This window comes from Actinomadura coerulea (genome assembly GCF_014208105.1).
GTDB classification, from domain to species: Bacteria; Actinomycetota; Actinomycetes; order Streptosporangiales; family Streptosporangiaceae; genus Spirillospora; species Spirillospora coerulea.
In genome coordinates, this window is the sequence record NZ_JACHMQ010000001.1 from 5,871,736 (window position 1) to 5,889,421 (window position 17,686).

Sequence of the window (17,686 nt, forward strand, 5' to 3'; positions counted from 1 at the left end):
AGAGCGTGCGTAGCTTCCTCTATTTGGTGGGCATGCCAGAGCGCGACCAACGCCGATTGCGCGGCTGTGCGCGACTCCAGGGACCCGGACGGGCTCAGCCTCATCCTTGAAGGCCAGGGATGCCGCTCTCGGCCGGAGGTACTCCAGCACACGAGGCCAGCCCACAGCCCGCAAGCGCTTGGCTCACGACGCCCCTGGCACAGGGCACGCTGCGGACGGCGTTGTCATCGAGCGGCCCCATGTGGTCGGCTGTTCCGGTGAGCATCGACCAGTTCTTCGGCTACGGGCCTGAAGCTCCGTTCGCCACCAACGAGGTGTTCACCAACAGGGAGGAGCAGATCGATCGGTGTCATCGCTGGCTGATCGAACACTCCGCACGTGAATGGCCCGTCCAGGCGCTCATGGACTTCCAGCGGCCCGCGGTCAACATCCTCGCGGTGGCTGGAGAGGGCGGCATCGGCAAATCCACCCTGACGCGGCACGTCGCTGACCTCGCGGTTCGGGGAGAGTTGGACGGGCTTCCCAAGAATCGGGCGTGCGCCGTGCTGGACTTCGCAGACCCCGACAGCTCCAGCTTCGAGTCGTTGCTGCTGCGCGTCCGGGCTGGGCTGGGGGGCCTGGCCCGTTCCTGGCCGGCTTTCGACGTCGCACTGGCCCTCTACTGGGAGCGCAAGCATCCAGGTGAGTCGCTGGCCGCCTTTCTCGGCAAGGGGTCGGTGGACGGACGGCGAGCAGCGGATCAGGTGAGCGGGACCGTCGACCAGTTCCTCGGCGGGTTCGGCGCGGTCAGCGTCACTTACCAGGTCTTGGACAAGCTCGGACGCACCGTCGCGCATAAGGCCAAGCTGAAGTCGCTGCGTAACGAGTTGCCCGCGCTCGACCCCATCCTCGATGAGCCAGACCCCGACCGGATGCTCGGCTACATGCCCGTCCTGCTGTCGGCCGACCTGGAACGCGCCCGAGCCAAGAGGCCCGTACTCGCGGTGTGTGTTCTCGACACACTGGAGATCGTCCAAGGGCTGCCGTCCGAGCGCGGCGGCCTGGAGGACCTGGTGTCGCGGTTGGTCTACCTGATGCCGAACGTGGCGTTCCTAGCGGCCAGCCGGTTGCCGCTGGGCTGGCACGACCCGGCCCGTGCCCTTGGACTGACCTACGGCGGCGCGCACCGCTGGCCCGATCTCGCCGGACCGGTCCAGCTCAGGCTGGACGGCTTCGACCCAGTGTCCGCGAACGAGTATCTGACGACGCGGCTGACCGTGGACGACCGCCCCGCCATCGACGAGGCGGTGCGGAACCGGATGATCGCCGGATCCGGCGGCTCACCGTTGTATCTGGACCTGTCGGCGAGCCTGTATGGGCAGTACCTCGCGCGCGGCCAGGCGCCGCCCCCGGAGGTGTTCGGACTCGGGTTCCCCGAGCTGGTGCTGCGGACGATGAGGGACCTGTCGGAGACCGATCGTGACCTCCTGCGTGCCGCCGCGCTGCTCGAAGCGTTCGATGCCGACCTGCTGCAAGCGATGCTCCCGGGCATCCGCCGCCGGCGGATCGAGGCCTTCACCTCCCTCCCGTTCGTCCGGCGCGAGGAGTCGGTGTGGCCCGCCTACCGGCTGCACGACAACCTGCGACGCAGTGTCCTGGACTGTGACGCCCACACACCCGATGGATGGACCCTCAGCGAACGTCGCGAACACCTGCAGCGCGCCATCAACCACCTCGCGAAGGTCGCGTTGTCGATCTGGGACGAGGAAGAGTCGTCCTCGCTGGCTGAGCGGAGCCGCCGGACCGTCGCCGCGTTCTTACTGCTGTTGCGTGCCGCGATCGAGCACGGCGCAGTGCCGCCGGTGCTGGGGGACCTCGCCTACAGCCTGAGCGTCGCCGGCCACTGGCAGGTCCTGGCGTCCCTCCCCGCACCGGACGCCGTACCCGAGCTAACGCGGCTGTCAGCCGTCGCCCGGCTGACTACCCGCGGCGACATCAACGCCGAGGACCGCTACCAGGCGATGCAGAGGCTGGTCGGTGAGCACGCAACCCCTGAGTCCAACGACCCATTCGCCGACTACTACCGCTGGGAGCTGGGCACCCGCGCCCACGTCGCCGGACACCTGAACGAAGCGATCGGTCATCTGTCAGCGATCACGGCCGACGGCTCGCTGATCGGCGCGAGCGCTCTGTTCGGCCTGGCAGACAACGCCCTTCGCCGCGGTGACTACCGGCAGGTCGCCGAACTGATGGACAAGGCCACCGACGAAGGCCTCGACCGCATTCGTGTCGCCGACATGCTCGGCCACACCTACATCCACAACGCCCGCTTCGCCGACGCCGCCCGTCTCTTCGAGACCACGCTGGAAGCCGCCCAGGCCGCGGGAACGCCGTTGTGGGAAGCCCGCGCCCTGCGCCACCTGGCCCTCGCACTCATGTGGTTCGACCCCGACCGCACCCTCGCCCTCGTCCCCCGCGCCCGCGACCTCAACTCCTCCGTCGGGGAACTTATCGGTGTGGCCCAGTGCGACCTGGCCGCCTCCATGGCTCACGCCCTACGCGGCGAGCACGCGCAGGCCGCAGACCTCTTGGAAAGCGCAACCCGCCAGTACGACGAGCTCGGCGCCACCGGGGAACTCACCCCCGCGGAAGCCATCCGGGTACTGCAGTACGCCGCCGACGGACGCGTCGACCAAGCCACGGCCATCGCCACGCGCCTCGCCGCATCCTCCCAAGGTCCGCAACCCGAGTGCCTACCCGTCTGGGTCCAAGTGACCAGTTGGTGGGCCAGCATCCCTGCCCCGGAGGATGCGGCCTTGCGATGGCTCGATAGCACCGACACCGCCCTACAGCGTTGGAAGGAGCCCCTAGACCGGCTTCGGCGCCGACACCGTAGTGTGTGCGCACCGCTCGACGTGGCTGACCGAGAGGCGTATATCCCCACCAACCGGCTACCCGGCGATGTCCTCGATCGCACTGTGCGGTCGGCGTCCGCCTCTCCGGCATTCGATGGGCCACCCGTCCAGCATGCCGACGACGGGATCATCAACGGGGAACGCACTGTCATCAAGCTCCAGCGCCGCGCCCACGAACGCCTGGAGACCGCCCTGCACTTGGAGCGCCTCCGCACCGCGACCGGCATCCCGGCCCCACGACTCCTCGACTACGGCACTTTTCCTGGCGGCACCTGGTGGGCCGTCCTCGAACGGCTCCCTGGAACACACAGCGACCACCCGACTCCCGGGCAGCAGCGCGCGCTGGGGCGCATGCTGCGCTCGTGGCACTCGCACAGCCCAGCCGCCGGCCTGCGGCTGGACGACCCTGGCGCGCTCGGCGTCCTGCTCGGCTGGGCACGCCGCGCCGTCCCTCGCGCCTACCCTGCTCTCGCCCAACGTCTCAGCGACGCCTGCGAAGCCATGCCAATGATGCCGATCCACGGGGATGTTGCCGTCGGCCATAACGCGCTGTTTGACGGCGACACCCTCACCGGCGTCCTGGACCCCGGCGCCGTCGAACAGGGCCCGCCGATGCTCGACCTGGCCTGGGCGCTTGCCGTGGACCTCCCACACGGCGGGTCGACCGCCCCACTCCTGGAGGGCTACGGCGAAGTCGATCGGGTGGCCCTGAACGCTCTGCTTCCGCTCATGCTGTTGCGCCGCCTCATCGACACCGTCGCCCTGGGGCTATCCGACACAGACGGCCAGTGGATAGCCCGTCATCTGGGCGAGAACCATCCGGACCTACTGGCGCTAGTGGAAGACGAGCTGAGCCTCTAATCCGCCAGGCCCAGCCGCACCGCCCATCGATACGGGATGTAGTTGTCCAGCACGTTGGCCGGCACCGACAGCCGCTCACGGAGCTCAGGCTCGTCGTCTCGCGCGTAGAAGCGGTTCAGTCCGTCGAACAGCGCCAGCTCATACCCTGCGGCCAGCACGCCTGGCTCCCACTCGTGATGGCTAGGACGCGAGGTCAAGGGCACCGTCGCCTCGATCACGATCGCCCTGGGCCGCCACGCCGCCAGATCCGCCGAGGCCAATACGGAGACCTCAGCCCCCTCGACATCTACCTTCAACAGATCGAATCCCGGCTGCGCGTAATCCGACAGCACCGTCTCCAGCCGCGTCACCTCGACGCGCAACTCCTCACAACGCCATCCATCGGCAAGGTGCAGGGCCAGCACATCCCGCTCCAGAGTGCTGAGGCCACCGCCACCAGTCTTCCCCGGCCCCGGAACGATCCGGAAGAAGCTCGCCAGACCAGGCTGCTGCCCGATCGCCACGTTCAGCGTCACATCACCCGGCCGGGCAGCCCGCAAGCTCTCGAAACGCTCGGGCAGCGGCTCAATGTTGACCCCGCGCCATCCAAGCCGATCCACCAAATTCTTGGTCAGCGACCCCTGAACCGGGTTCCCGGCCCCAACATCTACGAAGAACCCACCAGGCCGGTCACCGAAGGCCCGCATCAGCACAACGTCCTCGGCGTTCCCGCCATACGCGACCAGATCGCACCCAGCGGGCAGGTTCGACCCCATACCGCCAACCGTAACCACGTCGCGCTCGTCTCTGCCTCACACCACCGGGTAGCTGATTGGCGGAGCCCATCCTTCATGGGGTCGTCCCTCTACAGCACCAGCCGTGACTCGGGGAACTCGACTGCAAGGAGCCCGCGGGATGATCGCAAGACTGATGGGCCGGAGCACCTCATTCTGCCTGGCATGGCACCGCCGGATTAGGCGCGGGGGCGGTCCGGGGCGCCTTCCAGCGGCCACGCCCGCTCACCGCGGGTGCGCAAGTCAGTGGCTATGCCCGCCAGGGCGTGCAGCGTCTTCGGGGCGTGGGTGAGCCAGCCGCCGGTCTGGTAGCCGACGGGCCCGGACCCGTAGTCGTGGATGAGGGCGGTGTGGGAGTCGAACAGCAGGAAGTCGAAGTAGCTGTGCACCGGAGACGGCGGCACGAAGAACTCGATGCGCTCTCCCAGCCGGCTCCGCACCTCATAGTTGATCATCTCGTAGTGCAGGTAGTTGGTGAGCGGGTAGGAGAGCAGCCGCACCCGAGTGAACTCCAGGTTCCGCGACCTCACCTCGTCGCGAAGAGGCTGGTCCTCCATCGCTTCTTCCTCCAGGAGGCGGCGGGCCAGCGCGACGTCGCCCGCTTGGAACGCCTCCTGCGATCGGACACCGTCGGCCTCACGATATGACTGCCAGCACTCCAACTTGAGGAAGCGCCGCTCGGTGCGTGCCCAGGCTTCACCGAACGACTCCAGGAAGCCCTCCAAGGTGAGCCGCTCACTGCCGTCCAGCGACCATGCAGGCGGTTGATGCATCATTCGTCCGGGATGAGCGCCTTCGTCAGCGCGACGATCTGATTTGACGGGAAGTAGATCTGGACGAAGGCGGCTGTCGTGAATCGCTCGCCTGTCCAGACTACGGGCGTGTGGAGTCGCCAGGAGCCCTGGGCCCATCGAGTGGTGACGAACTCGCGGAACTGGTCATCGGTCGCCAGATCGCTGAGAAGGGCCAGCGCACCGCCGTGCGGCATCTTGAGCCAGGCCCACCCGCGGTAGTACTCGATGAAACCAGCGTTGCCCGTCGGCTCGCCGACAGGCTCTACGGCGTTGCGTTCGGCTTCGACCGCCTCACCTGTGTCCTGGCAGCAGGCAGCGGTTTGCCAGCGCCTCGCCCAGATGACGCGGACGAGGTCGACCATGGCGTTGTCGATGAGGACCGCTTCCTCCTGGTGAGGAGGAACCAGTGTTGTTGAGGGATGGACCTGGAGGGCCATGTGTGTCCTTCCAGCGTTCTTGGCGCACCGGGTTGAGGGGTGCGTTAGGTGGTTCGGTGCTTGACCCAGCGAGTTGCTGCTGCGGCAAGCCCGGGGTGGGGTGCGTGGTCGCCGATGTCTTCCCACATCGCGGCCTGCGCTTTGGCGAATGCCGTCACCGCGTCGGCGGGCGGGGCGGCGAAGAGCGGGATTTTGGACGCCCAGGCCTGTGCTTGCGCCGGGTGGTGTCCGCAGGCGATGAGCCAGACGATCCAGCAGGCAGGGTCGATCCAGCGGGCCCCTCTGGTGGGCCAGGCCCAATCGAGCATGTAGGCCCGCTTGTCACTGCCGATGAGGATGTTGGTGGGTGACCAGTCGGTGTGCGAGAGCCACTCGCCGGCGAACATCTCGGATTTATCGCTGTAACTCGACCAGCGTTGCTCGGCTCGCTTGAGTTCGACACCGTCAGGGGCGGGTGGCCAGTGAGCCATCATGGCGATGATGAGTTCGAGGTCGAGGCTGGACGCCTCGTAGGATGCGGGACGGCCCTCGATGAAGCCGAACCCGTTGAGGTCCCAGCCACCTGTGATCTCCGACCATCGAAGCGGAGCCGAGACGTTCTGGATGTGCGGGTTGATCCGGCGTTCACGTTCCTGGGTCCAGACGCGGGGGTGATCGGTGCGCAGCCCTTTGACGAACGTGGTGTCGTTGATGATCACGGCTATCTCGGAGTTGAAGCCCTCGCTGACCGGGCGAGCAGTGATCACCGGCCCGGTGTGCTTCTCGATCAGTGCCTGCGTCTGGTGCCAGGGGAGCCGTTCGGTCACATCGGAACCGTACTGGAGGGGCCCCTCGCCTGCGGGAATGGGCGAGGGGCCGTGCTGCGGTGCCCTACGCGTCGTCATTGATAGGGGTTGTCGTCGCCGCAGCCGAGGCCGATGGCGTATTCGGCTGCGTCGTTGACATCCTCGACGATCTCGACGACGGCTTCCTCGGTCGCGGGGCCGTCCTGCACCTCGATCGTGATGCTCACTGGGGTACCTCCTCTCGGGGCTCTTGGTACTGGCAGTAGGTGGCCAGCGGGGCTTTGGCTTTGCGGTAGAGCTGCACCAGCGGCATGCACGTCCCACATGTGCTCTGGAGCGTGCAGCCGGTGCATCCGCCCTGGCGGCGTAGCAGATCGTCGCTGATGCCGCCCAGGCGTTGGAGCCCTTGTGGCCCCTCGCGTACCAGGTCGATGTTGGGGTCACGGCCGATCTTGCAGATGCTCGCGCGGCCGAACGGGTCGACGTGGAACGACGTGTGTCCGGCGTCGCAGCCGGTGAAGGGTGCCCGCTTGCTCAGGAACTGGGGTGACTGGGAGGGCAGGCTCTCAGCACCGCCGTGGATGGTCGGGGACATGTTGGCGTACTCGCGATGTCGTAGCCCGAACCGTTCGGCCAGTTGGCGCATGAGGTGGAGTTCATGGGCATTGCGGTTGGTGATGATCAGGCTCAGATCCAGTTGGAGGCCGGCCTCGTGCGCCGCCGACAGTCCGCGCATGAACTTGCGGAAGGAGCCTGGCCTCCGGGTGAGGCCGTCGTAGGTCTCCGCTGTAGCGCCATAGACGCTGAGGCTCATCTTGCTCGGCCTGTAGGTCGTCAGCAGGTCGAGCATTTTTGGGTTGGCCAGCCGGGAGCCGTTGGTCAAGATCTCCACCATCATGCCCAGCTCGTAGGCCTTGGTGTGGACGGCGGCGAACAGCCGATCCACCATCGGCTCCCCACCTGTGAGCTGGAGCCAAAGGACGCCGGCATCCCGGATTGCCTCCAGCAACCGCTCACGCTCGGGCCAGCCCAGCCCATCGAAGGTCTTGAGGCCGAGGTAGCAGTGCTCACAGTCGTAGTTGCAGCCAAGATTCAGCTCATAGGTCGCCTTGCCGAACCCGTGGACCGATTCGCAGCGGATGAGCAGGTGATCGCCGGGCGGCTGCCCGTGAAGGTCGATCCCCCAAGCGGTTCGGGCGGCTGCCGTCAGCCAATCAGGAAGCACCTCGGCATCGGCAAGTGCTCGGTAGGCCCCCTGCGAAATCTTGATTCCTCGGGTCTCTCCTGACTTCAGCACTAGAAAGTCGCCTAGGAATGGACTTGCGATTAATTGGTACATCTGGCCCGTCCCGTACATATTGCCTCGGCTCGAATCCGTCGGACGCGTTGCGGCGCGACGTCCAAGACGTTAAAACCGCAGGAGGGGTGCGACCCGGAAAGAAATTCCGGGGTCGCCTGACAGGGGGCTGTAATGTCCGATCACTTGCAGCACCTATCACCAGGGCAGCGCGTGGCCTGGCACCGCGTCCGGCGAGGCATGTCTCAAGAGGTCTTGGCCGGCCTTGTCGGACGGACCGAGGACTGGCTCAGCAAGATCGAGAATGATCGTGCGGCTTTGGACAGACTCTCGATCATCAGGGCACTCGCCGATGCCCTGCGCATCTCCGTCTTCGACATCATCGACCCGCACCCTGCCGAGTCGACGCGCCGTGAGCCGTCCCACCTGGACGTCAGCGCGGTCCGTTCTGCGCTCACCGACTACCGGCAACTGTCCCCACTGCTGGCAGCGATCGAAGCAGAGCCCGAAGCGCCCCGGCTGGAGGTACTTCGCCGCGATGTGGCAGAAGTGATGGCCGCCTATCAGCATTCATGTTACGGACAGTTGCTCGCCCGCCTGCCCGCGCTGCTCACCCAGACCCAGATCGCTGCCAGGGAAGCCCGCGAGGAACAGCGGCCGAACGCCGATCGGCTTGCCGCCCTTGCCAACCAGTCGGCCGCGATGCTGCTCACCAAGCTCGGTGAGGCCGACCTCGCCTGGATCGCCGCTCAGCGCGGACTGACAGCGGCCGAACGCACCGCAGACCCCACGATCATTGGGTCGCTGTTCCGCTCGGTGATCCACGCACTGCACTCCCAAGGCCGCCTCGACGAGGCAGCGACAATGGCTCAACACGCGTCGCGATACCTACAACACCAGCATGCTGATCTCTCACCTACGCTGCTGTCGATCCACGGAACCCTGCTACTCCCCGGAGCCGTCGCCGCCGCCCGCGCCCACAACCGCGCCGATGCCATGGACTACCTGAGACGAGCCGAGCAGATGGCCGACGCGCTCGGCGCGGACGCCAACCACCTGTGGACGGCATTTGGCCCCACAAACGTGCGCATCCACCGCGTCACTGCAGCCATGGCGCTGGGTGATGTCCCCACCGCGCTCGACCTCATTCCAGGCATCACCACCGCCCACCTACCTGTCGAACGTTCGGTCCGCCACAGCCTTGAAGTCGTCAACGCCTACCGGGCCCGCAACAAGGTCGATGAGGCCATCAGCGAACTGCTCACCGCTGAGCGCCGGGCTGCCGAACAGGTGCACGCCCACGTCATGAGCCGCCAACTCGTCCACCAGCTCCGCGGCACTGCTACCGGCAAGAGAAGCCGCCTCCTGGCTGATCTCGCTCGCCGAATGAGCATCATCTAACCCGATCTCCTACGCTCAACACCCGTGACCGATGACCCGGCAGCAACCTTCGCCCACGCCCGAGCAGCGGCAGGTGTCCTGTTCTTCAACGAGCAAGACCACATCATGCTGGTCGACCCGTCCTACAAGGACTACCGCGACATCCCTGGCGGCTACGTCGAGCGCGACGAGACCCCCTACCAAGCCGCGAAGCGCGAAGTCGCTGAAGAACTAGGCATCCGCCCAGAGATCGGACGCCTCCTGGTCGCCGACTGGGCCCCCAACGCGGCCGAGGGCGACAAGGTCCTCTTCCTCTTCGACGGCGGCACCCTCAACCCCGACCAACTCAATGCCATCCGCCTCGAACCCAGCGAACTGGTCGGCTACCACTTCCACGACATCGCCCAGATCCACGACCTGACCATCCCGCGTCTCGCTCGCCGTCTTCTCCACGCCCACGCCGCCCACCGCGACAGCAGCACCCGCTACCTCGAACACGGCGAACGCATCTGAGCAGGAGAAGACCGACCCGATAGTGACCTGCGCGGCCGAGTCCAAGATGAGGTCGGTTCGAGCCCGAAAGCAAGACTGGTCCACGCGGCTGCCGCGCTGTTATTTCGGCGACGGCGGCGGCGTGTTCGGTCACGACGGTCCCACGGGCAGGACGGCACAGTCGATTCACCGAAGGCGCACCCTCACCAGGTCATTCATTGCATTCGATCACTGACCGCGCTGGAAGCATCTGTGTCGTCTTCTCGGGGCCAGCGGCCTTCTATGTGCAGTTGGAGGAGCGCGGCGTGGGAGAGCGGGCTGGCGGGATCGGAGACGTCGCCGTTGGTGGTGTAGTCCAGGAGGACGACATCCTCCTTGTCCCGAAGCTGCTCGACCAGATCAGCGACGCGGTGTTCGAGGACCCATCGGTAGGCCGGCAGGTAGATCCGGCGCCGGGCCGTCTCGTAGGGCAGGAGCCGGTCACCGTACAGGCCAGTGCGGTGACCTTTGACGGGACCGTATCGACGCACCGTCCGCTTCAGCCCCTTCATCTTGGTGATCCTGAGCTTCGCAGGGTCGACATCGGAGTCCTTGAAGACCTTGAGGGCCTGCCAGATCCCTTCCACAGATTCGCTGGTCACGCCGTCGCAGTAGGGGACCGGGATGCCACCGTGCGGATAGAACGGACTCAGCCGCACCCACGGCTCCGACGCCTTGGAGGTCACATCGATGACCTCAGCACCGGGGAACGCGGCGGTCAGCGACGCCAACCCGCGGCGACGGCTGGCAACACGGATCGACAACTGAAGCCCCCTGCCTCGGTGACATGAGCCGCCAGCATCCCCGATGCCACTGACAGACTGGACGCCGCAGACAAGCCCACATGCGTGCTCCTGTGACCGTTGTCAGTGGGAATGCAGCGACGATCACACGGTCCTACTCGTCCAGGTCGCACCCGCGCCGCCTTCCTGTCGGATCAAGAGGCGGTCAAGTCCCGGATTGCTCGAGCGGTCTCGGCAGTGACGTCGGAGTCGGTCAGGTCGGCGGGGCGGAGCCATCGGTAGGCGGTGTGTTCGGTGCTCAGGACGACGGGCTGACCTTGGTGAGGCACGCCGAACGTATATTGGCGGGCTCTGCGGCCGGAACCGGAGATGTAGTCGAAGTAGGTGACAAAGCCGGGATCGATGATGAGCGGTCCGCTCCAGCCGATTTCTTCGGCGAGTTCGCGTTCCAGTGCGGTGAGCAGGTTCTCGCCGGGCTCGACGCCGCCTGAGGGGAGTTCTTCGATGCCAGCCATGAACGTGTCCTCGGCAGAGCGGCGCAGGATGAGAACTCGGCCATCGGCATGGACGATGGCGCCGACCACGAGTTTGGTGATGCCGTCGCGGTCGGCGCCGGCATGCAATTTCCGGATGTCGAGCCCCGACGCGGTGGTCACGCTGGGAGGTTAGCCCACCCGGGAAGCGAGGCGACGGTGTTCACGACGGCGGCGCGGTGGTCATGACCGTGCCGCGGGCAGGGCGGCGCGGTCGAAGCGGGCGATGAGGCCCGTTTTCCGGTGGTGCTTTCCGCGCAGGTGCGTGAGCCGCGCGGTGAACTCCTGGCGGAGGCCGGCACGGTCGGCGATGACCTGCAGGTCCTTGAGGAGTTCGACGGCCACGTCGTAGTCGGACGGTTTGCGGGCGTCGATCAGTTCGTCGATGCGTGCCCAGGTAATCTCCGGGTCGCGGGCGATGGCGTCGAGTCTCTTCTCGCGGGCCGCCGCGCGCTGTTGCTCGCGGCGGACCTCCTGTTCCGCGCGTGCCGCCTCGGCTTTGCGTTCACGCTCGTGGCGGAGTGCGGCGGCGGTGTCCAGCAGCTCGGCCACCGTGCGGCGGGGACGGTCCGCGCTTGCGGCGTCGGGTTCGCCGCGGAAACGGCGGAGTAGCTCCATCTGGACCTGGGGCCCCTGGCCCTGCGCGACTCGGAGGAGGAGAACCTTCCCCTCCTTCATGGGCAGTTCTTCGATCCACTTGGCGAGTCTGCCGGGGTCGTCCTTGGTCTCGGCCAGGGGCGGACTCGTCTGGGCGGCGACCCGGAGCAGGTCGGAGTCGAGGCGCAGGAAGTCGGCGAGAGCGCGCTGGGGGGCGGTGAGGGAACGCAGCCCTGCGGGTACCGGCGGCTCGAGTTCGTCGTCCTCGTCCTGATCGAAGGCGTCCTCGTCGCGTTCCCAGGTTCCGTAGGCCGCGAGCCAGGCGAGGTAGAGCGGACGCAGATCCCCGGCGGCGAGTTCGGTGCGGACTCCGATGATCGCCGAGAGGGAGTCGTCGGCGCCCTCGATCCAGTCTCCGCCTTCGTCCTGGCTGGTCAGGTCGAGGATGAGGTGCTTTCCGGAAACTTCGGCGGTGACGTAGGGGTCGATGAAGTACCGCTCGGCGGCCTTGATGGGGAGCAGGCTGCAGGGAAGGCGAAGCATCACCTGGTGGGTTCCCCAGTTGGTGACGTACAGATGGGCGTCGTAGTAGCGCCGCATCATCGTCCGCGGATTACCCCGGAAATCTCCCCAGTGGTATTCGTTGGTGAAACTGGTGGCGGTGATCCGTGCCCGAGTGGACAGGGCGCGGACTTCGGCCTGCTGCCGCTCGTCCAGGGGCTGGTCGACGGCCAGGAACTCGTAGTACTGGTATTCGCTCATCTTCGCTCGTCGTCAGCGGGCCCAGTGCCGGTAGGCGTCGATTCATTCGGCGCCCGCCGGGCGTGGCGTTGGAAGCGGCAGATCGAGAATCCCGATAGCCTGCCGGTGCTTGCCGCGGGTGCAGATCCCAACGATCTCCCCATCAGGCGAAAGATCAATCTTCGTGACGGTCACCTCGACGCCCAGGACAGTGGTCTGGAAGGGCACGATCAAATGCTCTTCCAGCAGGCAATGGAACGCGGCGTGTTGCTCGTGCTCGTCGTAAGCGTCGACGATGGCCTGCTCAACCAGGGCGTCCAGTTCGGCATCGCTCAGGCTTGTCACCCTGGTCAGCGTAGTGAGGCCGGACTGAGGATGTGAGGTTTCGCCCGACCCGACGATCAATGGGTGGCGCCGGTCCTCGGCTCGGATGCCTGGCTGCGCGGGATGTCGGCGCTCGGCGGGTTCCGCCGTTCGGCTTGAATGGCTCTGTGACGGACACGCAGGTCAACGAGGTGCGGCGGTTGATCGACGGATTGCGGTGGGACCGCCGCCGGGACCCTTACCGGGGACGCCGCGAGTACGCGGCTCGGGCCGACGAGGTGGCGGCGGAGATCGACCACCTGATCAGAGGCGAGGCGGCGGCTCAGGCGGTTCCCTTGGCGCGCCGGGCGGTGGAGCGAGTCACCTCGGCGTTGCTGTATCTGGACGACTCGTCGGGGATCGTGGGCGACCGATTGCGCGAGCTGATGCTCCTGTACGCCCGGGCGTGCACGGCGGCGCCGCCGGATGCCAAGCGGCTGGCTGCTTGGCTGGTGAGGACACGACTGGACGGGCCAGGCTGGCCGGACATCCGGCTGGCGGAGTTCAAGGCCGCGCTGGGGGAACGAGGCCTGAGCGAACTCGCCCGCCTCTTGAAGGAGCGTCGTGCCACCGATGATCCGGACTCATGGGCGGTGACTGTGGGCGTGCGGGACCTGCGGGAGCAACTGGCGGCGGTCTCGGGCGACGTGGACGCGCATGTCGCCGTGCTGGCCGAGGACCTGCGCGGCACCTACCGCTACACCGAGATCGTGAACGCATTCCGGGCGGCCGGACGGGACGGTGACGCGGAACGGTGGGCCCGCGAGGGGCTGACGCGTGACAGCGGAGGCCACCAGGCCGACGAGCTGCGGAACCGTCTGGTGGATCTCCTGTTGGACCACGGTCGCGGTGACGAGGCCATCGCATTGCGCCGGACCGCACTGGAGCACCGGACGCTGCACATCGACTACGTAGCGCTCCGCAAGACCGCCGAACGCGCCGGCCAGTGGCCCGACCTGCGCAACTCGGCGTTGAGCGTGATCCGCGGCCGGGCACAGGTCGACCACCGCTACGTCACGGAACTACTCAACGTCTTGATCGATGAGAACCTTCTGGACGAGGCATGGCACCTCGCGGTCGCGCATCCGAACGACCTGCACGAGTCGCAGTGGTTCCGGCTGATCGAGCTCTGGGAGATCGGGCACCCCGCCGACGTGATCGCGCCCTACCAGGACCTGATCGAGCTGCGGTTGGCGATGACCGGCGACAAGTACCGCTACAACAAGGCGGTCAAAACGATCACCCGACTCGGTGAGGCGTACCGGCGATCAGGTGACGAAGACGGTTTCGCCGGCTACCTGGCCGACCTCCGGAACCGCCACAAGCGCAAGACGTCGTTCGTAGCCAGGCTGGACCGGGCAGGGCTGCGTCCGTGACCAGCACTCTTGAGCAGGAACGGACGACCATGCCAGTTGGACATGTTAGCTAGCGTGGTCGTGAGCAAGAGCGGAGTCCGAGGCAGGTCGGGATGCAAGTGGTCCCCCGCCCCGGCTTCACATCGTTGGACTGGAGCGGGAAGGGTTGGCTGACCCTCCCCGCCGATTCTTCTCGACTATCGCGCGGTTGACCTGCTGCGGGTTCTGGCTAGGGCTTCGAGGGCGGTTTCGTCGGCGTCGGGGAGGGTGTGTAGGTAGCGCTCTGTGGTGGCGATGGAGGCGTGGCCGAGGCGTTCTTTGACTATCTGTAGGTCGGCGCCGCCGTTGAGGAGCCAGGAGGCGTGGGCGTGGCGTAGGTCGCGCATGGTCGGCCTGAAGTCGAGGCCGGCGACGGCGATGGCTGGGTTCCAGATGTTGCGGCGGAACCAGTCGTTGGGGATGTGGCCGTCCGTCATGCGCGTGCGTAGGGGGCGCGGGTTGTCTTTGCCGTTGGCGCGGCGGGCGGCTCGGTAGAGGGAGAAGGCGCCTCGGCAGTAGTCGCAGCGGCAGCGGCCGGCGGTGTAGCCGCTGAGGGTGCCGTGGTTGTAGGTGCGGCCCTTCTCGTTGGGTTCGGTTCGGCCGAGGGTCTCCGGGTCTGGGATCTCGGTGATGCGGGCGCGGGGCTTGTCTTGAGGCGGCATGTGGAAGAAGAGGTCGTCTCGGGTGAGGCGTGCCGCCCTGATGTGCTCTTCGAGCTTCTCGGTCATCTGGGCGCTGAGCTTGAAGCGGCGGTACTCCTTGTCCTTCGGGTAGTCCTTGACGAGGGAGTGGCCGCCTTTCGGGTGGAACTTCGGGTTGAGCTCCACGACCGTGCGGCTGACCGTGAGGATGCGCGTCTTGAGGTTGAGGTCCTTGGGACGCAGTTCGCTGAGTTCGCCCCAGCGGAGGCCGCTCTCGATCTCGGTTTCGGCGAGGAGGCGGAAGGTGCCTTCGGGGAGGGCGTTGTAGACGTCGTCGAACTGCTCGGGGGTGACGATCTGGAGCGGCTTGCGCGCGATGGGAGGAGACTTCACCCCACGGCAGGGGTGCAGGTAGGTGACCTGGTCGTCCAGTGCCGTGGTGAAGATGGCACTGAGGATGATCTTGTTGCACTGGATGGTCACGGGCTTCATGCCCTGGTTCTTGAGCTTGGCGATCCAGGCTCGGACGTGCTCGGGGAGGATGTCGACCATCCGCATGCCGCCGAACTCCGGCATGAGGTGCTTGTGGATGGCGTAGGTGTAGCCCTCCCGGGTGCTGGCCTCCATCTCGTGGTTCGGGAGCCAGGTGTTCTCGACGTAGTCTCTGAATCGCTGCCTTCCGCGGGCAGGTTCTCCGGTTCTACCTTCCGAGACCTTCACTTCGGCGCGCTGCCATGCTTTGTCCGCTTCTTTCTTGCTCGCAAAGGTTCCAGCAGACCTTCGCTGGCCGCGAATGTCGTCGTAGTAGGCCGTGTAACGTGGCTTGCCGTCCTTACCCACTCTCTTGCGTGTCTGCCCCATGGGCTTCCCGCCTCCCAGGCTTGATCATCTGACCCTCGTTTGACCCCGGACTGCGAGTGATGGCGTGACCCTGGAGATCACGCGCTGGCAGCCGAACAGGCCATCTACCTGGGATTTTATCGAGATCCAGCGTTTTCTGCGAGCCGCAGAAAACGTACAATATGCCCTTCGGGATTAAGAGGTCGCAGGTTCAGATCTAGCTAGCCCGGAGAACGTTAAGGTTGTCAATCTTGCACTGCCCAGGGCGCATTAACTTGAGATGTTACGCCGTTCGCCCTGGCTTGCAGGGATGCACTGTGTTGGCATATTCGTCAAGCATACCGCTCTATTCGCCCGTACCGCTAAGGCCGCTCGCGCGCCTTCTAATCCTGACTTTTGGGAGAGAGAAAGGCTGGTGGTGTCCGGCCCTTCGCGTCGACCTATCTTTTTAAGCTCAGTACTCTGCCGCCCTGGAGTCACCTAGAGCAGGAAACTATGCGGAGGCAAGGTCGTAGTACGGCCTGCGGCACGTGGCGATGGTGAGGTTCTCGAGAGGATCGTCCGGGTGCCGGAAGTCGCGGCATGGTGGTCGACTTCGAAAGGTTGTGAGCGCATCGGACGCAGGGGGTGTGAGCAGGCGTCCGGGCACTGCTGAGGGGAGGCGGTGCGGCCAGGTCGGTCTTTGGGAGTGGCCGTAGGTTGGCTGCGTGGCCGTGATCGCTGCGCGGACCTGGGGCTCGGCCGGTCGGCGTCCTGTCTCTCGTTCATCCTCGCGGCTACGATCACGGCGGTGGTGGAGTACCGGCAGGATGGGTTCATGACGAAGGATCCGTCGGAAGCGATGCAGCGCCACGTGCTCCGGCGCCTGAACCGCCATGCACTCGAATGCTGGCCTCACGTGGACGCCATCACGGTCCGCTTTCGCCAGGGATTCGCTTATGTGGCAGCCGAGTTCCCCGGTGAAGAGAGGCTGCCGCTGTGCCGACTGCGATTTAACGGCGGTCTGCAAACCTGGGGCTTCGCCCTATACCTGGGCGGCAACAAGGCATACCGTGACCAACTCCTGCCCAGCGGGCTGCCCGTCGGCTCCCCGGAGGAAGCTCTTGACTGCGCGGGGGACCTCTACCTCAGTGCTCTCGCGCCGGTCATCCGGGTGCCGGCAGGACTCGTTGTCCTGGTCGGCCCGCCAGCCTCGGGCAAGACCAGCTTCGTCCAGGCACTGATCGAGCGCCGGCAGATCGATGCGGAAGCCGTGGTGTCCAGCGACGCGATCCGCGCGGAGCTCTTCGGGACCTCATCCTCGGAGACCGAATCCGACGCGGCGGACGCGCGGATCTTCGAGACACGTGACCGCAGGATCGTTGCCAGGCTCTCCGCGGGACGCACCGCGGTCGCCGAGTCGACGAACGTCACACCGCAGGCACGCGCGCGGCTCATCGCCATAGCCAGGCGCTTCAATGCTCCGGTGACCATGTTGCGGTTCGACCCGGATGTCACCGACCTCCTTCAGCAGTACACCGAGCGAGGCCGCACGGATCTCACTTCCGGGGAGGTGCGTGACTACGCCGCCGTCATGACCCGGGATGCCGGTGCCGACCAGCTCCGGTCCGAAGGTGCGACCGCCGTCCACGATGTCCCCGGACGTGGCCAAGCGACCACGCCCGCTGAAGCCGCCGCTCGCTTCTGTTTCGTCTGATGCGGCCGAAGGGAACTCAGGTACGGCCACTTCACTTCATGACAACGGTGGCGGCCAAATGGCTGGGTGAGGTCCTGAGGCCGTGAGGTTCTGGGTTGGGCCCGTTACGGCTAGGGCGCGATGTTGACGTAGAGGCGTGCCGGACGGCAGGGCGATGTACTGATGGCGGCAAAGGGTACTGCTGGGACGGCCTCAAATAATCGGTGGCCCTAATTGGATCGCGGTGGTGGAGTGGCGGGGTGAAGCAGCAGCGTAAGCGGCGGTCCATGGAACCTAAGGTGTCTCTTCCCGTGCGTCACCATGCTCGCATCGCGGGGTCCCAGAGCGGCGATGCATTGGTGAACGCCTCGATCGGTCCCGGCGGTGACCTCATAGCGCTGTGGTCG

Annotated in this window: 16 protein-coding genes; 5 read left to right on the plus strand and 11 right to left on the minus strand. The window is 66.2% G+C overall.

The features are described from left to right. Window positions 1-257: 257 nt before the first annotated feature. Window positions 258-3,755, plus strand: a complete 3,498-nt coding sequence (locus BKA00_RS27005; protein ID WP_185029453.1) for an aminoglycoside phosphotransferase family protein — start codon at window positions 258-260, stop codon at window positions 3,753-3,755. On the opposite strand, the gene BKA00_RS27010 is transcribed toward BKA00_RS27005, so the two are convergent. From BKA00_RS27010 to BKA00_RS27030, 6 genes are all read right to left on the minus strand, one after another. Continuing rightward, window positions 3,752-4,510 carry an FkbM family methyltransferase gene (locus tag BKA00_RS27010; RefSeq protein ID WP_185029455.1) on the minus strand — a complete coding sequence of 253 codons (759 nt, stop codon included), beginning with the start codon at window positions 4,508-4,510 and terminating at the stop codon, window positions 3,752-3,754. The genes BKA00_RS27005 and BKA00_RS27010 overlap by 4 nt on opposite strands. 197 nt (window positions 4,511-4,707) lie before the next feature. After that, window positions 4,708-5,304 (minus strand): DUF6879 family protein, encoded by a 597-nt coding sequence (locus tag BKA00_RS27015; RefSeq protein WP_185029457.1) that lies wholly within the window; start codon window positions 5,302-5,304, stop codon window positions 4,708-4,710. Further along, on the minus strand, window positions 5,301-5,759 hold the full coding sequence (locus tag BKA00_RS27020) for a hypothetical protein (RefSeq protein WP_185029459.1): 459 nt from the start codon (window positions 5,757-5,759) through the stop codon (window positions 5,301-5,303). The genes BKA00_RS27015 and BKA00_RS27020 overlap by 4 nt, the downstream gene beginning before the upstream one ends. A 44-nt stretch (window positions 5,760-5,803) precedes the next feature. Next, window positions 5,804-6,565 carry an aminoglycoside phosphotransferase gene (locus tag BKA00_RS27025; protein ID WP_185029461.1) on the minus strand — a complete coding sequence of 254 codons (762 nt, stop codon included), beginning with the start codon at window positions 6,563-6,565 and terminating at the stop codon, window positions 5,804-5,806. 74 nt (window positions 6,566-6,639) lie between these two features. Continuing rightward, window positions 6,640-6,771, minus strand: coding sequence for a hypothetical protein (locus BKA00_RS40065; RefSeq protein WP_268248267.1), 132 nt, complete (start codon window positions 6,769-6,771; stop codon window positions 6,640-6,642). After that, window positions 6,768-7,841 carry a radical SAM protein gene (locus tag BKA00_RS27030; RefSeq protein ID WP_230299342.1) on the minus strand — a complete coding sequence of 358 codons (1,074 nt, stop codon included), beginning with the start codon at window positions 7,839-7,841 and terminating at the stop codon, window positions 6,768-6,770. The genes BKA00_RS40065 and BKA00_RS27030 overlap by 4 nt, the downstream gene beginning before the upstream one ends. 174 nt (window positions 7,842-8,015) lie before the next feature. On the opposite strand from BKA00_RS27030, the gene BKA00_RS27035 reads away from it, so the two are divergent. Further along, complete coding sequence (locus BKA00_RS27035; RefSeq protein WP_185029463.1) at window positions 8,016-9,242, plus strand: helix-turn-helix domain-containing protein; 1,227 nt, start codon at window positions 8,016-8,018, stop codon at window positions 9,240-9,242. A gap of 24 nt (window positions 9,243-9,266) precedes the next feature. Beyond that, complete coding sequence (locus BKA00_RS27040; RefSeq protein WP_185029466.1) at window positions 9,267-9,734, plus strand: NUDIX domain-containing protein; 468 nt, start codon at window positions 9,267-9,269, stop codon at window positions 9,732-9,734. 194 nt (window positions 9,735-9,928) lie between these two features. On the opposite strand, the gene BKA00_RS27045 is transcribed toward BKA00_RS27040, so the two are convergent. The 4 genes from BKA00_RS27045 to BKA00_RS27060 form a co-directional block, all read right to left on the minus strand. Next, window positions 9,929-10,516, minus strand: coding sequence for a DUF6939 family protein (locus tag BKA00_RS27045; RefSeq protein ID WP_185029468.1), 588 nt, complete (start codon window positions 10,514-10,516; stop codon window positions 9,929-9,931). Window positions 10,517-10,689: 173 nt separating this feature from the next. After that, window positions 10,690-11,151 (minus strand): NUDIX domain-containing protein, encoded by a 462-nt coding sequence (locus BKA00_RS27050; RefSeq protein WP_221493303.1) that lies wholly within the window; start codon window positions 11,149-11,151, stop codon window positions 10,690-10,692. A 60-nt stretch (window positions 11,152-11,211) separates the two neighbouring features. Further along, window positions 11,212-12,387: a hypothetical protein gene (locus BKA00_RS27055; protein ID WP_185029470.1), complete on the minus strand. Its 1,176-nt coding sequence runs from the start codon at window positions 12,385-12,387 to the stop codon at window positions 11,212-11,214. A 42-nt stretch (window positions 12,388-12,429) separates the two neighbouring features. Further along, window positions 12,430-12,711: a calcium-binding protein gene (locus BKA00_RS27060; protein ID WP_185029472.1), complete on the minus strand. Its 282-nt coding sequence runs from the start codon at window positions 12,709-12,711 to the stop codon at window positions 12,430-12,432. A gap of 170 nt (window positions 12,712-12,881) precedes the next feature. Here BKA00_RS27060 and BKA00_RS27065 point away from each other — a divergent pair, with 170 nt between their 5' ends. Continuing rightward, window positions 12,882-14,105, plus strand: a complete 1,224-nt coding sequence (locus BKA00_RS27065; protein ID WP_185029474.1) for a hypothetical protein — start codon at window positions 12,882-12,884, stop codon at window positions 14,103-14,105. A 176-nt stretch (window positions 14,106-14,281) separates the two neighbouring features. On the opposite strand, the gene BKA00_RS27070 is transcribed toward BKA00_RS27065, so the two are convergent. Further along, complete coding sequence (locus BKA00_RS27070; RefSeq protein WP_185029476.1) at window positions 14,282-15,625, minus strand: tyrosine-type recombinase/integrase; 1,344 nt, start codon at window positions 15,623-15,625, stop codon at window positions 14,282-14,284. 769 nt (window positions 15,626-16,394) lie between these two features. On the opposite strand from BKA00_RS27070, the gene BKA00_RS38365 reads away from it, so the two are divergent. Continuing rightward, window positions 16,395-17,300, plus strand: a complete 906-nt coding sequence (locus tag BKA00_RS38365) for an AAA family ATPase (RefSeq protein WP_221493304.1) — start codon at window positions 16,395-16,397, stop codon at window positions 17,298-17,300. Window positions 17,301-17,686: the final 386 nt, after the last annotated feature.